This is a genomic window from Holdemania filiformis DSM 12042, assembly GCF_000157995.1.
Taxonomy (GTDB): domain Bacteria; phylum Bacillota_I; class Bacilli_A; order Erysipelotrichales; family Erysipelotrichaceae; genus Holdemania; species Holdemania filiformis.
The window spans coordinates 29,629-42,568 of the sequence record NZ_GG657562.1; the positions used below are offsets into that span (position 1 = coordinate 29,629).

Below are 12,940 nucleotides of genomic sequence, written 5' to 3' on the forward strand. Positions count from 1 at the left end.
CGTTTCCCAAAGCAAAGCTGATCGAGAAGATCGCGCATGCTCAGACGTTGATCATCCTGGACCGGCAGGACAGCTATGGAGCACAGGGCGGCAATATGTCGCTGGAAATCCGGGCGGCGCTGCAGGAGGCAAAGCTGGATTGCGAGGTTTATACACGGATCTATGGTTTAGGCGGCAAGGATTTTTACTATGAAGAAGCGGTAAAGCTGGTCAAGGAATGCGTAGGACAGGATTTGCCGAAGTTCGATTATCTGCAGATCAGCGAAGGTCAGCCGGTTCAGGAGCCCGAATATTTTAAACCGTTGTCCGCCAGCGATACCGAGCTGGGATTCACCCGCTGTGTGCTCAATGAACAGGGCCGGCCGCAGGTGCAGGGCGGACAGATCGCGGCGACGACCGCGATGCCGAAACGGCTGGCGCCGGGTCATGGAGCGTGTCCGGGATGCGGCATTCCGGTCAATGTGAACTTGTTGCTGCGAGGCATCGAAGGCCTGGTCGTTTTGTTGTTTCAGACTGGCTGCGGCATGGTCGTTACGACCTCCTATCCGAAAACTTCCTTTAAAGTCCCTTACTTGCATAATTTATTCCAAAACGGCGCGGCGACGGTCGCTGGACTGGCTGAAATGTTTCATCAACGTCAGAAACGCGGAGAATTGCCTCAGGGAGAGATCACCTTCATCATGATCAGCGGCGACGGCGGCATGGACATCGGTCTGGGTTCCGCCATCGGCGCGGCGCTGCGCAACGATGCGTTTATTTTAATGGAATATGACAACGGCGGCTATATGAACACCGGCTACCAGCTCTCCTACTCGACACCCATGGGAGCACGGAGTTCCACTTCGCATATCGGCAAAACGCAGTACGGAAAAACATTCGTCAATAAGGACACACCGCAGATCATGGCGGCCGCGGGCGCGCAGTATGTGGCTACCGTTGCTGAGTCGCAGCCAGTGGATTTCTTGAAAAAAGCAGCCAAAGCGCAATATTACGCGAAGAATAAAGGCTTTGTTTATTTAAAAGCGCTGTCTGCCTGTCCGCTGAACTGGGCGGATGTGCCGAGCCAGGAACGCAAGGTGATCCAGGCCGCGGTGGACTGCGGTTATTTCCCGCTGTACGAAATTGAGGAAGGTGTCACGACGATCAATTACAATCCGGAGAAAACGGGAAAACAGATCCCGGCGATCGACTGGCTGAAAATGATGGGCCGCACGCGGCATCTGGGAAAACCGGAGTACGCCGAGGTTGTCGATCACATCCAGAAGGAAATTGACAAGCGATGGATCCGGCTGAAGGCGCGGGCGGAAAGTGAAGTGCTGTAGAAGCAAACGCGGATTTTAACTAAGGACAATGAATGCTAATTCATCGGAACGAACGCTTGATATTCGTTCAGAAAAATCAGATCGCAGGATAACCCGGCGTGCCTGTTTTTAATAAATCTTTTAAACATCTTTTTAATAAATCTTTTAAACATCAGAAAAACGCAGAATTGCTCTGCCCCACTTTTACGAAGGGGAGAGAAAGCCTGCGTTTTTTCTTTACGATCTTGATTCCTCGTTGTCCAATTTATTTTTGGGTCGTGCTGCCGAAGCCACCGTTGCGCAGCTGATCTGCGTCATCGTCGACCGTAATGCCGTATTCAACAAAAATTCCCTGCATGAAGCCCTCCCCCTGTGCCAGGGAAAGCGTCTTTCCTTCACGGGAGTCGTTGATCAGCTTGCAGAAAATATGGCCTTCGTTATCGGAACCATAATAATCCGAGTCGATAATGCCAACGGTATTGTTGAACTGCAGCCGGTACTTAAATCCCAGACCGCTGCGCGGATAGCATTTCAGCACCCAGCCGGCTGCGATTTGGACGCGGATGCCGGTTGGAATTTTAAGCGACTCGCCGGGATTCAGACTGAAGCTTTGCGGCGCAAAGAAGTCATAGCCGGCGGAACCGAGGGTCGCCCGCTTCGGCAGTTGAATCTGATCATAAATCTGGGCCGCTTCCGCCGCCGTTGAGGCAGGAAACGTATCAAGCCAGTCCTGAATGAATTGTGTTTCACTTACTTTTTGAAATTTCGCGATTTTCTGCATGGAATTTGTTCCTTTCCTTTGGGATTCGATTCTGTTTCAAAGATCGCCTTCATTGTAAAGAAAAGGATCGGCTTTTGTCAACAGCGGCACAGACCGATCCTTATGCACTTTGAGATCCCCTTATCTCAAAGATTATTTTTGGGTTCAAACCTCACAGCGTGATTGAGATAAGGGCACGCAAAGACCCGTCCTGGCACAGAACGTATAGTTTGCCAGGCTATCCTGCCACAGGACCGGATTCAGGCGCATGAACAATATTCATCGCGCCGACAAGATCCCGATGACAGCGAAAACCGCAGACACAGTGATAAAAACGTTTGTCAGGGGTGTTGAGTCTGCCGCATTGCGGACATCGTTTTGATGTATTGCGGGGGTTAACGAAAACTACGCGAAGTCCCTCGCGCCGAGCTTTGTAACGAAGGTTGTCAATCAGCCGATAGTAGGACCATTGATTTAAATCCCGCTTATCCCGGGAATGCTTGACTTCGCGTTTTCCAATTCCATGAAGTTGTTCCACGCAAAGGACGCCGACATTCTGTTCCAGCGCAAACTGAATCAACTGCGAGCTGAGAATATGACATTGTGTAATCTCCCAGCGATAAAGTCCATGATTTAATTCTTTGATTCGCCGGTAGTCTTCTTTTTTCTGCAGCTCCGTAAGCTTGGCATAAAACGCATTGCGGCGGAAGCGGGCCTCACGGCCATTACCGAAGAAACGAATTTTGCCATCGTCGGTATACGCGACCGCCGGAACTTTAATCCCCAGATCGATTCCCATTCGTTTTGTCGATAGGCTCCGTGGTTTTTCCGGAACCTTCACATTAAATTCGGCGGCCCACCATTGTTTGTAGGGATGGATGGTCAGCTTCCCGAGTTCCATTTTCAGATAGCGCTGCTGATAGGGTTCGGCCATGATCGGCAGTTTCAGCGTGTCGCCGATGCCAAAACGGCCGCCGACTTGAATTTCGAGTTCGTTGTTCGTAATTCGGAAGTTAGGTTGATGCCAGCAGCATTGCGGAGCTTTTAGTTTAAGCTTCGGATTGTTAAACTTCTGAACATGTTTAAAAATGTCCTTCGCATCCTGAACGACCATAGCCCGGCTCCAAAACGGGATGAAGGTACAGAAATCACCGTATGAGACGTAAACCGGGTGTTTGTTCTGGATGTAAAGCTGAAGTAAGTTGTTTACTTCATTTTGGTAGGCTTTCGCCATGATTGTGAGTATCTGCGACGTGTTTTCATCCGTTTTTAATAAAATGCGGCTGGTAAGATAAATGATATCACCTCCTTGAGTGATGATCCCTACACTTATAATATTGCGCATTTTTTGAAAAAGCCCCCTAAAAAAGTCAAAAAACTTTTAAAATCTTTTCTAAGCCTTGGAATACAGGCATAATTTAAGGTAATCCTTATTTGGAATAAAAGCGTCCGATTTGGACAATCTCAATTTTTTTATTTTTTTCAAAAAAATTTTAAAAAAAGACTTGTCAAATGTACTTCTTCATGGTAGTATATAAAAGCGCTGTGAGTTACCAAGTGAAGAAGTACTCAAGAGGCTGAAGAGGTGCCCCTGCTAAGGGCATAGGTCGCGAAAGCGGCGCGCGGGTTCAAATCCCGCCTTCTTCGCCACATTACAGTGCGCGCGCCGAAACAACGATATTGGTCTGGTGGTGTAGTGGTTAACATGCCTCCCTGTCACGGAGGAGATCGCGGGTTCAAGTCCCGTCCGGACCGCCATTATCGCAGGTGTAGTTCAATGGTAGAACGCAACCTTGCCATGGTTGACACGAGGGTTCGATTCCCTTCACCTGCTCCATTGCGATAACAATGACCTTGATTCAATCAAGGTCATTTTTTTATGTCATCCGCACTCTGTTTCGCAATCCCCGTTTCAGAAGTTATCGGGAATCTCCCGGCCGATTTGTTCAGGCAAGCTTGCCCTTAACTCAATCACCCCTGCGATTTTTCCCGAATCCAGAACTTGAACCCGTGCTCGCCTCCGCTTTCCCACCAGCCCGCCGATTTTGGCTTTCGCTCCCCATGCCGCCTTTACCCGGCCTCCGTCAGACAACCCAATCCTAGCTGATTTCTAAACCGAATTTTCTTAACTTCATTTAGGAAAATGATAAATTTTCATAATCTGTCCATTTCATCAATCTAACTCAACCTGGAACAGAAACCACTTTCCCTTCCCTTTCCAACGAAAAAGACTGACGGCTCAAGGTGTCATTTACCTTTACGCCGTCAGTTTTTAATAAATAGAAATTAGAACACTGCCCAAAATCAGGCATAGCTTTCAAGACAACCCCTCGGTTATCCCCACTCCAACCCCAGGCTCACGCACAAGGCCTCGTCGATTGCCTGTAAGGTTTTTCGATCCAGGGAGCAAACCCACTGCCCCAACCGCTGTTTATCAATCGTCCGGATCTGTTCCAGCAGGACGATTGACGCCTTTTCTAAAGAATCCGCCGGCAGGATCACATGCGTCGGAATCGGCGGTTTTGTCAGCCGGCTGGAAATCGGCGCCACGATCAACGTCGGCGAAAACCGATTCCCTTTATCATTCTGGATGACCACAACCGGCCGCAATCCCCCCTGTTCACTTCCGACGCTCCCCGCCAGGTCAGCATAATACACATCCCCTCGGCGCACCATCATTATTTCATGACCGATACTTGCATGCTTTCTACAACCTGCATCATCTCCTGCGGCGTCAGATCGTTGGAGTATACGGAATACTCGACCTGACTGTTCGTAATGGTCAGCCGGTTTCCATCATAATAGCCTACAAGTCCCAGCCCCTCGACCAGATCGCCGCTGACTTCCGTCACCATCAGTTCCTGACTCGGCGCTCTTTCCGTCTGCACGACTGTGAAATCCCGCTCGCCGCTGAATTCCAGAATGTGCTGCGGCTGGCCGTTGACTGACGATACCGTGGACGCGACTAATTTGGAATCAAAAACGGTCATCGGATACAACGGCAATTCGATCAAGCCGGTATAACTGCTCGTCGGCGTTTCAATCGAACTCTTCGGCGTATCAAAATAGCCTGCCTCAAAGCCTTCATTATAGCTGACCGCCGTAAATTCCATCGTCAGCGCCGGAGCGTTATTCGCATCATAAGCGATCAGATACAAGGGTTTCGTATCCTTATTGAACTTAATCTCCTGTCGGACAAGCTGCGCGGCACTCGGATATTTCGCATCGGCGCTGATCAGAATGCCATCCTTTTCTTTTTTCGTCTGATGATCGTTCTTCAGCACGTCCATCATCGTTTGCAATAAATACGGCTTCGGCGAGTTCATCGGCCATTCGCCTTGAAACTTAAACACTTGGTTGAGTGAAGGGGTGACAACGAAGACGCCTTCTTTATTCTTAAGAATAATCTGTTCCTGGTTCAGCGATTTATCAATCATGCTGACCTTGAAATACTCGTCTTCGCCCTCCTTCATCCATGAGGATGTAATCGCGTAGTTCTTAAATTCTTCGCCGCTGGAAATTTCCATATTTCCTTCCAGCTTGTAACTGGTCAGCTTCTGCATGGTTTTGTCTGCCTTCTTTTCAAACGAGCTGGGTTTCAGCACGAGAAACAGAGCGACGGCCAACAAAAGGACCCCAACGATCACTGCGACTTTCTTCTTCATAATTCCACCTTTCCTTTTCAACACAAGGTATGCGCTTTTGTGTCGGTTCATGCATAAATCCGTGCATGTCCGCTATTCTGTAATAGGAGGAATTGTCCATGAAGCGTATTCTTAACGTCAGTCTTTTCCTGTCGATCCTCGCCTGTCTTTTCTATGGGCTCGACGGCATTTTTAATTTAGATTTGATCGCCAGTCTGTCGCTGCGCGCCCCCAGCGCCGCGGTGATTTTAAAAGTCATCTTTGCCGCCTGCGGAATGATCAATATTTTATGGTTCTCCGACGACGCTCATTAAAAGTCATTTGACGGCAACCCTCGCCTGCCATCAGGGCAGCCGGGAAGGCAAAAGAAAAGAGCGGCCTGAGCGCTCTGCTTCTTATTCTCTATTGAATCGTGAATCCCGCTTCCCGGATCGCGGTCTTAGCGGCGTATACCAGGTCGTTGGAGCCTTCAATAACGACTGCACCGCTTTCCAGCGCTACTTTATATTCCACACGGGTATCCTCCAGCGCCGCGCGAATGCGGTCTGCCTGATCCTCAGTTTTCATGTCCCGGACAAAAATGATCGTCTTCATTTTCTGGCCTCCTGTTCTGCGTGTTCATTATAGCGATTTTCCTGCCGCTTGCCAAGGTGAAGACTTAAAGTTTCAGGAATTCTTCAGAGTCAGCCGGGCGGCCACGGCGATCTGACGAGCGGCCGCCGCAATTTGACAGGCTTGCAGCGGATCGGAAATCAACCGCAGATGCCACTGTTTATCATTCTGCCCGCTTTCGATCTGGTCAATCAAAATCCGGGTTTCCTGGCTGGCAGCCTGGCGATGGTCCAATGGCTTTTCTGCCGGCAGCAGGACCGAATGATCCGGATCCTGCAAGAGGGCGCAGAGTTTCCCGGCCTTGATTGTCTGATTCAATAAGAGATTCAGCTGGGCTTCGACATACGGATCACCCGGCAGCAGCTGGGTATTTTTGACATGGATGACAGCGCCTGGCAGGAACAGTGCCAGCTGACTCCGCAAGCGTTGCGAAACCTGTTCGGGAGTCAGTTTCAGATTTTCAGCTTGTCGCTTTGTCTGAATTTCAATTTGGGATATAAGCTTCCGCTGAAGTAAGGGCTGCAATGCGGTGGCGATCATCCAGGCTTCCGGCAGAGGCAGCTGAAATTGTCGAGCTGAGCCGGCTTCCAATCCAAGCTGACACGGCAGACTATCGGAATACTGCCCGCTCACAACACAGGCTTTTAAGCGGTGGCAAAGCTGACTTATCTTTTCCCCATCCCGGCTGGGCGGCAGAATTACAATAAGCTCCGCCCGTTCAAGCAGAAGCCGGGTCAGCGGCTGCGGGCGGATCTGACCCTCGCCGAAGTTCAGCGGAAGCAATCCTTTCTGACTGCTCGCCCAATTTAAACTGCACGGGCAGCCTAACACCGTGCATTCGCTGATCAGCCGCCGGACTTGCGCCGGTTTGTCGGTAACGACTAGCGTTCGGAGTCTTCGCATGATTGAATCCACGTTCCTTTCCCGACTTGCAGTGATGAGCCCACCCACACGCGCAGCTGGTGCTCACGCGCAAATAAAATGCTTTGACGCTGCATCACCCGCGCGCCGGCGTCGATCATTTTCAGCATCTGATCGTAATCGATTTCATCCCAATGCCGGGCGTCCGGATTTTGCTTGGGATCGGCTTCATAGATTCCGCTGACGTCGGTTAAAATATAGACGTCCTCCAATCCCAGCGCCTGGGCCAGCAGCATCGCCGTATAATCGCTGCCGCCCCGGCCCAGCGTCGTGATTTCATGATCGAGCGTGATTCCCTGATAGCCGGGAACGATCAGACAGTCGCAGTGATCCAGTTTTTCCAGCAGCTTTCCGGTTGTCACAGTCAATACCTCGGCCTCGCCGTAGTGATCGTTAGTGATGATTCCCAATTCCTGCGTGCTGAGGGTATCACTGAGAATCCCATTCTGCCGGCACAGCGAATTAATCACCAGCGTGCTGATCATCTCACCTGCCGATACCAGCCGGTCGCGCTGCTGAGGGGTCAGATATTTGGCCAGGGACATCAGCGTATCCGTCGCATAGGGATCGGGATAGCGGCCCATCGCGGAAACTACGGCGATCACTTTCATTTCCGGAATCAGGCGGCGGATTAGGCGGACAGCCCGATTGCGGGCAGCTTCCTCTTTTAATGATGTCCCCCCGAATTTAATAACACAGATTTCCATAATCCAGCCCCTTTCGTCTTCAACCTAGACTATGAGGGAGAACTCAAGGCAACCGGGAGCTTGCCCAAACGGAGGCGAAGAAAAAACCGGCGGCTGCCGGTTCTTTCTGCTTTTAGATTGATTGTGATTCCAAGAAATGGACTTATTCCGCTGCTTCCAACGCGATCTCCATCATTTTGGTGAAGGATGTCTGGCGCTGTTCAGGCGTCGTCACTTCCGAAGTGACAAAGGAATCGGAGACCGTGATCAAACATGCGGCGTTTTTGCCTAAGACCCGGGCGTTGTGGAACAGGGCGAAGCTTTCCATTTCTACGGCCAGACAGTGATGGACGTCTGTCAGTTCCTTGATGTAATCGTTGCCGCCTTCGCGGTAGAAAACGTCGCTGGAATGAATGCAGCCGATGTGCAGCGGCATGCCCAGTTTTTCCGCCGCGTCTTTGATCCGCTGATTCAGTGTTTCCGACGGATAGGTTTTATCCTGATCGTAACCGCTCTGCACCTTCGCATAGCTGGATTCGCTGTAGGCACTGTCGGCCAGAACCACATCAAATACTTTTAAATCCGGGGAATACGCGCCGGCTGAGCCGATCCGGATAATGTTTTCGACGCCATACTGGCTGAACAGTTCATAGGAATAAATACCGATGCTCGGCATTCCCATGCCGCTGCCCATGACGGAAATCATTTTGCCTTTATAGGTTCCGGTGTAGCCGAACATATTGCGGACGGCATTGAACTGGACAGGATTTTCCAGGAATGTTTCAGCGATGAATTTGGAGCGCAGGGGATCCCCCGGCATCAGAACGGTTTTGGCGATCTGCCCTTTTTCGGCACTGTTGTGCGGTGTTGACATAGTTGAGTTCCTCCTTATTTTCCAGTTGTATTATAGCATGTTTAACGGCCGGAAGCGATGGATAAGCGGCAGGGATTGCGCAGGAAATTTCCCCAGGAAGGCGCCGGTCTTGACAGTGAGGCGCCGCTCGGGGTTGATCGGTTTAGAAAGAAGGCCTGTTATGAAAATTTCGATTTACTTTGATTTTGTCTGTCCGTTTTGTTATGTCGGGCTTCATTCGTTATCCCGGGCGATCGAAGACCTGGATGTCGAATTGGATTTTCACCCTTATGAGCTGCGACGCTTTCCGACGCCGAAGGTCGATCCGATGCATGATGAAAAGCGGCTGAAGCGGTTTGACGAAGTGTTGAAGCCGATGGCTCAGGCATTGGGAATCGAGATGAATCTGCCCTGGATCAGTCCGCATCCCTATACGACCGACGCATTTCAAGGGTATTATTTCGCCAGACAGGCAGGCCGGGAACTGGATTATGTGCGGCTGACATTTGACGTTTTCTACCGGCGTCAGAAAGATATTGGCGATCCGGCGGTGCTGCGAATGATCATGGATGAGCTGGGACTGGACGGCGCAGCGTTTGCGCAGGCTTTAACGAACGGAACTTTCCGCGCGGAGGTCGATCAGGATTGGGAAGCGAAGTCAGCGCTGAACCTCGAAGGCATCCCGGCCTACCAGATGAACGGCGAAAAGATCCGGGGCTATCACATGCCGGAAGAATGGCGGGCGATCCTTCTGGATCAGGCAGAGAAAACCATGGCGGGTCTGGTCTGCACGCCGGAGGGCTGCGGCCCGGCATCACAACCGCTGGACTGAGTTTCTTATTTGTTCATTCGCTAAACTTTTTTGAGCCGTGGTGATGGGTCTTGATCAAGATTCTGACAGCTTTCTCAATCTGAATGGGGAAGTTGTTTTTTTATAGGCGGCAGCCGACATTTCCGCGTTTCAAAAAAAGACAAGACTTGTCGTCCGGTAAGTTTTTCTGCATAATAAAAACGAATTCTTTTCCAGGATTCAATTCAAAAATCGATGCCGGTTCGTTCAACGGAAAGAAGATTCCAGAAAACGCAAAACCGTCACGGAAGAAAGGAGACTTATGAGAAAAACAACGCGCAGGCGTCCTGTTCGCCGGTCGAAAAAAACGGCTAAAGTCACGCTGGGTTCGTTACTGGGCGCTTTCATCTTAGCGGGACTGAGTTATTTCAGCCCCCAATGGCTGCCTGATTCTGATGCTTTAAGAAACAATGCCGCGGCGACGCCCGTTCACATGCAGGTCAATTCCGCGCTGACCGTTCATTTTATCGACGTGGGGCAGGCGGACGCGATTCTGATTCAGTCCGGAGCGGAAGCGATGATCATCGACGCCGGCAACAATGCGGACGCGAAGCTGGTCACCGATTATCTGCAGCAGCAGGGAATCACACATTTAAAATATGCGATCGGCACGCATGCCCATGAAGATCATGTGGGCTCGCTGGACGCCGTCCTGTATTCCTTCGACGTGGAAACGGTTATGCTTCCGCAGCGCACGCTGGATTCGAAAACATACAAAGACGTCATTCAGGCGATCGAAACAACGCAGACGCCATTGATTCATCCGCAGCCGGGTGATACCTTCACGTTGGGTGAAGATCAGTTTACGATCTTGGGACCGTTAAGTGAGGAGTATTCCGAAGTCAATAATTCCTCGATTGTCCTGCGCTATGTCCATGGACAAACTTCCATTCTGTTCACCGGCGACATGCAGGCACAGTCTGAGAAGGATGTGCTGGCCAGCTATGCCAACGTGCAGGCCGATATCCTGAAAGCTCCGCATCATGGATCAGAAACATCCTCTACTCAAGCTTTTCTGGAAGCCGTGAACCCTCGGGATGTGATCCTCTCCGTCGGCTTGAACAACGATTACGGTCTGCCCTCAGAAGATGTGCTGAAACGCTATGAAAAGATGGGATTTTCCATTTATCGCACCGATCAGCTGGGAACGATTCTGATCGAAAGCGATGGCGTCAATTATACGATTCATAACTAATGCTCTCCCGCCTAATCGCAGGATCAATGGATTTCCCTGTGAACCGGGGAGACTCGAAGAAACGATAAAAAAGAACCAGCTTGAACTCCTGCGCTTCCATGGAAGACATCGGATGATCAAACTGGTTTTTCTTATATTTCAATTTCTCTGCTTCGCCCCAAATAACAGGAGCGAGAACCAAGGCTGTTCCGCACTTCCAACCTTTCCTCAGAAACGGATAGAAGATGGTTTCCCGCCAGACTTTTCAAACCGGAGAGATCCGGTTTACGGTCTGGACTTCAAAGACTATTTCGTTCCTTTGGTGCCTTTCGTTCCGCCGTTGTTCTTGTTGGCACTGTAACTGGCCAACAGATTGGTTTCATAGGAGAAAATCATTTTCTCCCGCCGGCGCTGGCGATCAATCGCCTGGGATACCAACGTATCCATCAATTGAGTAAAGCTGACGCCGACCGGCTGCCACAGATAATAGGCCAGCGAGCCTGGAATTGTATTGATTTCATTAACGTAAATCATCCCGGTATCGCCATCCATCATGAAGTCGATCCGGCATACGCCGCTGGCACCCAGCACCTTGAAGGTTTCAATCGCCAGATTCCTGATTTTTTCCGTCGTCGCTTCATCGACCGGTGCCGGCACGATCCGCGCTGCACTGGCCATTCCGCCATCGCCGCTCTTGGTCCCGCACTTAACTCCGCCTTTGGAGCCACCTTTCGTTGAACCCTGGCCTAAATATTTATCTTTAAAACTCATAATCTCGTCCTGCTTGCCGACTTCCTCCAGGACGCTGGCCTGACAGTCAAAGCAGCTGCCCAGAACCGAACAGTTGATCTCCCGCAGGTTCTTTACCATCTGTTCGACGACGATCTTGTTATCATATTGCCGCGCGTCTTCGACCCCGGCGATGAATTCTTCGTCATTATGCGCGATCGTGATGCCAACCGAGGAACCCAGACAAGCTGGCTTCATAACCACCGGATAGCCTAATTCATGCACCTGAGCTAAAACCGCTTCCTGCTTCTGCGCGAATTCATGGCCATACAGCCAGAACCAAGGGCAGACCGGCAACCCGCTGTTCTGCAGAATATGCTTCATCACGACTTTATCCTGACCGACAGCTGCGCCGATCACATCACAGCCGGCATACGGAATTTTTAGCATTTCCAGATATCCCTGAATCGTTCCATCTTCGCCATTGGTGCCGTGCATGATCGGAACGATGACGTCGACCGTACCGATCGGTTTGGTAAACAGACCTTTTTTAATCGGTTCCACAACGACTTCCTTGCCCTTTTTCACGAGCACAACCGGCGTCGCTTTCTGAATCAGCTCATCGAGATTTTTATAATTCTCAACCTCCAGCAATGCAGGCGATGAATAGAAATCACGCTGCTTCGAAATATATAAGGGAATCACTTCATAACGTTCTTTATCCAGGGCTTCAATACCCTGCAGAGCTGAAATCACGCTGACTTCATGCTCGACAGATTCACCGCCGAAAACAACTCCAACACGAATTTTCATACTTCACTCTCCTAATCTGGCCTCTCCCTACTGTATGCCGGAGATAGCCTGTCATTTCCTTTATTTGCAGGAAATCCTCGTTTATTATAGCAGATTTTCGTCAGGTTGACCTTGTATTTTAAGCTTAATCATTATAATCTATAACTAACCAACCGATAACTGTTGAAGGAAAGGACAGGATTATGATTCCAAAAGATATCTTAAAAAAGATCAAGCCCTGGATGTGGCTGTCGACGTATATTGTTTTATTGCTTTTCGCCCTCGTTCATTTTCAGGATTTAATGGGTGTGCTGGGGAAAGTAATGCATCTGTTAACCCCGTTATTTTACGCGATCGGCATCGCGTTTGTGCTGAATCAGCCGATGAAAGCTATTGAAAAGGGATTGATCAAGCTGATCCAGGCGCTGCCGCGAAGCAAAAAGAACCCACCGCAGCGGGAACCGAAGGTGCGGGGGATTTCGATCTTCCTGACGCTGCTTCTGGCGCTGGCTGTCTTGTTTGTCTTGTCGAGTATTATTTTCCCGCAGCTGATCACGTCGATCGTTCAGCTGTTCAACAACTGTGTCGTCTATGCCGGCAATATTGTGGAAAACATCA

13 protein-coding genes, 3 tRNA genes and 1 pseudogene are annotated in these 12,940 nt (G+C 50.3%); 8 read left to right on the forward strand and 9 right to left on the reverse strand.

Annotated features, from left to right (window positions below):
- A partial coding sequence (locus HOLDEFILI_RS16040; RefSeq protein ID WP_006060918.1) for a thiamine pyrophosphate-dependent enzyme occupies positions 1-1,322 on the forward strand: 1,322 nt, incomplete at its 5' end.
- A 244-nt stretch (positions 1,323-1,566) separates the two neighbouring features.
- Here the strand turns inward: HOLDEFILI_RS16040 and HOLDEFILI_RS16045 are convergent.
- Together HOLDEFILI_RS16045 and HOLDEFILI_RS18600 are read right to left on the reverse strand one after the other, a co-directional pair.
- Positions 1,567-2,082: a dCTP deaminase/dUTPase family protein gene (locus tag HOLDEFILI_RS16045; protein ID WP_006060919.1), complete on the reverse strand. Its 516-nt coding sequence runs from the start codon at positions 2,080-2,082 to the stop codon at positions 1,567-1,569.
- A 217-nt stretch (positions 2,083-2,299) separates the two neighbouring features.
- Positions 2,300-3,406 carry an RNA-guided endonuclease InsQ/TnpB family protein gene (locus HOLDEFILI_RS18600; protein WP_006060920.1) on the reverse strand — a complete coding sequence of 369 codons (1,107 nt, stop codon included), beginning with the start codon at positions 3,404-3,406 and terminating at the stop codon, positions 2,300-2,302.
- A 214-nt stretch (positions 3,407-3,620) separates the two neighbouring features.
- Here HOLDEFILI_RS18600 and HOLDEFILI_RS16055 point away from each other — a divergent pair.
- The 3 genes from HOLDEFILI_RS16055 to HOLDEFILI_RS16065 all read left to right on the forward strand — a co-directional run bounded on the left by HOLDEFILI_RS16055 (position 3,621) and on the right by HOLDEFILI_RS16065 (position 3,898).
- Positions 3,621-3,711 (forward strand) — tRNA-Ser (locus HOLDEFILI_RS16055).
- A 32-nt stretch (positions 3,712-3,743) separates the two neighbouring features.
- Positions 3,744-3,819: transfer RNA gene (locus HOLDEFILI_RS16060), tRNA-Asp, on the forward strand.
- A gap of 5 nt (positions 3,820-3,824) precedes the next feature.
- Positions 3,825-3,898, forward strand: a tRNA-Gly gene (locus tag HOLDEFILI_RS16065).
- Between the two features lie 497 nt (positions 3,899-4,395).
- Here the strand turns inward: HOLDEFILI_RS16065 and HOLDEFILI_RS16070 are convergent.
- Together HOLDEFILI_RS16070 and HOLDEFILI_RS16075 are read right to left on the reverse strand one after the other, a co-directional pair.
- Positions 4,396-4,737 carry a type II toxin-antitoxin system PemK/MazF family toxin gene (locus HOLDEFILI_RS16070; RefSeq protein ID WP_039865321.1) on the reverse strand — a complete coding sequence of 114 codons (342 nt, stop codon included), beginning with the start codon at positions 4,735-4,737 and terminating at the stop codon, positions 4,396-4,398.
- 2 nt (positions 4,738-4,739) lie between these two features.
- Positions 4,740-5,726, reverse strand: coding sequence for a LolA family protein (locus HOLDEFILI_RS16075; protein ID WP_039865322.1), 987 nt, complete (start codon positions 5,724-5,726; stop codon positions 4,740-4,742).
- 98 nt (positions 5,727-5,824) lie between these two features.
- On the opposite strand from HOLDEFILI_RS16075, the gene HOLDEFILI_RS16080 reads away from it, so the two are divergent.
- A complete protein-coding gene (locus HOLDEFILI_RS16080; RefSeq protein ID WP_006060925.1) occupies positions 5,825-6,019 on the forward strand; it encodes a hypothetical protein in 195 nt (64 codons plus the stop codon).
- Between the two features lie 88 nt (positions 6,020-6,107).
- Here HOLDEFILI_RS16080 and HOLDEFILI_RS16085 read toward each other — a convergent pair whose 3' ends face one another.
- From HOLDEFILI_RS16085 to deoD, 4 genes are all read right to left on the reverse strand, one after another.
- Positions 6,108-6,299 (reverse strand): hypothetical protein, encoded by a 192-nt coding sequence (locus HOLDEFILI_RS16085; RefSeq protein WP_006060926.1) that lies wholly within the window; start codon positions 6,297-6,299, stop codon positions 6,108-6,110.
- A gap of 72 nt (positions 6,300-6,371) precedes the next feature.
- Positions 6,372-7,220, reverse strand: coding sequence for a hypothetical protein (locus HOLDEFILI_RS16090; protein ID WP_006060927.1), 849 nt, complete (start codon positions 7,218-7,220; stop codon positions 6,372-6,374).
- The gene (locus HOLDEFILI_RS16095; protein ID WP_006060928.1) at positions 7,199-7,945 is read right to left on the reverse strand and encodes an amino acid kinase family protein; all 747 of its coding nucleotides are present in this window, start codon (positions 7,943-7,945) and stop codon (positions 7,199-7,201) included. Before HOLDEFILI_RS16095 ends, HOLDEFILI_RS16090 begins: the two co-directional genes overlap by 22 nt.
- 142 nt (positions 7,946-8,087) lie before the next feature.
- The gene (gene deoD / locus HOLDEFILI_RS16100; protein WP_006060929.1) at positions 8,088-8,798 is read right to left on the reverse strand and encodes a purine-nucleoside phosphorylase; all 711 of its coding nucleotides are present in this window, start codon (positions 8,796-8,798) and stop codon (positions 8,088-8,090) included.
- Positions 8,799-8,958: 160 nt separating this feature from the next.
- On the opposite strand from deoD, the gene HOLDEFILI_RS16105 reads away from it, so the two are divergent.
- Together HOLDEFILI_RS16105 and HOLDEFILI_RS16110 are read left to right on the forward strand one after the other, a co-directional pair.
- Complete coding sequence (locus HOLDEFILI_RS16105) at positions 8,959-9,609, forward strand: DsbA family oxidoreductase (RefSeq protein ID WP_050767010.1); 651 nt, start codon at positions 8,959-8,961, stop codon at positions 9,607-9,609.
- 280 nt (positions 9,610-9,889) lie between these two features.
- Positions 9,890-10,822 carry a ComEC/Rec2 family competence protein gene (locus HOLDEFILI_RS16110; RefSeq protein ID WP_006060932.1) on the forward strand — a complete coding sequence of 311 codons (933 nt, stop codon included), beginning with the start codon at positions 9,890-9,892 and terminating at the stop codon, positions 10,820-10,822.
- A gap of 285 nt (positions 10,823-11,107) precedes the next feature.
- Here HOLDEFILI_RS16110 and HOLDEFILI_RS16115 read toward each other — a convergent pair whose 3' ends face one another.
- Positions 11,108-12,343 (reverse strand): D-alanine--D-alanine ligase family protein, encoded by a 1,236-nt coding sequence (locus tag HOLDEFILI_RS16115; protein ID WP_006060934.1) that lies wholly within the window; start codon positions 12,341-12,343, stop codon positions 11,108-11,110.
- A gap of 182 nt (positions 12,344-12,525) precedes the next feature.
- Between HOLDEFILI_RS16115 and HOLDEFILI_RS19940 the strand changes: the two are divergent.
- Positions 12,526-12,940 (forward strand): annotated as a pseudogene (locus tag HOLDEFILI_RS19940) (AI-2E family transporter); the annotation flags it as partial.

Coding starts and splice junctions, on each gene's coding strand:
- HOLDEFILI_RS16045 (WP_006060919.1), bottom strand. CDS start 2,082: ATGCAGAAAATCGCGAAATTTCAAAAAGTAAGTGAAACACAATTCATT.
- HOLDEFILI_RS18600 (WP_006060920.1), bottom strand. CDS start 3,406: ATGCGCAATATTATAAGTGTAGGGATCATCACTCAAGGAGGTGATATC.
- HOLDEFILI_RS16070 (WP_039865321.1), bottom strand. CDS start 4,737: ATGGTGCGCCGAGGGGATGTGTATTATGCTGACCTGGCGGGGAGCGTC.
- HOLDEFILI_RS16075 (WP_039865322.1), bottom strand. CDS start 5,726: ATGAAGAAGAAAGTCGCAGTGATCGTTGGGGTCCTTTTGTTGGCCGTC.
- HOLDEFILI_RS16080 (WP_006060925.1), top strand. CDS start 5,825: ATGAAGCGTATTCTTAACGTCAGTCTTTTCCTGTCGATCCTCGCCTGT.
- HOLDEFILI_RS16085 (WP_006060926.1), bottom strand. CDS start 6,299: ATGAAGACGATCATTTTTGTCCGGGACATGAAAACTGAGGATCAGGCA.
- HOLDEFILI_RS16090 (WP_006060927.1), bottom strand. CDS start 7,220: ATGCGAAGACTCCGAACGCTAGTCGTTACCGACAAACCGGCGCAAGTC.
- HOLDEFILI_RS16095 (WP_006060928.1), bottom strand. CDS start 7,945: ATGGAAATCTGTGTTATTAAATTCGGGGGGACATCATTAAAAGAGGAA.
- deoD (WP_006060929.1), bottom strand. CDS start 8,798: ATGTCAACACCGCACAACAGTGCCGAAAAAGGGCAGATCGCCAAAACC.
- HOLDEFILI_RS16105 (WP_050767010.1), top strand. CDS start 8,959: ATGAAAATTTCGATTTACTTTGATTTTGTCTGTCCGTTTTGTTATGTC.
- HOLDEFILI_RS16110 (WP_006060932.1), top strand. CDS start 9,890: ATGAGAAAAACAACGCGCAGGCGTCCTGTTCGCCGGTCGAAAAAAACG.
- HOLDEFILI_RS16115 (WP_006060934.1), bottom strand. CDS start 12,343: ATGAAAATTCGTGTTGGAGTTGTTTTCGGCGGTGAATCTGTCGAGCAT.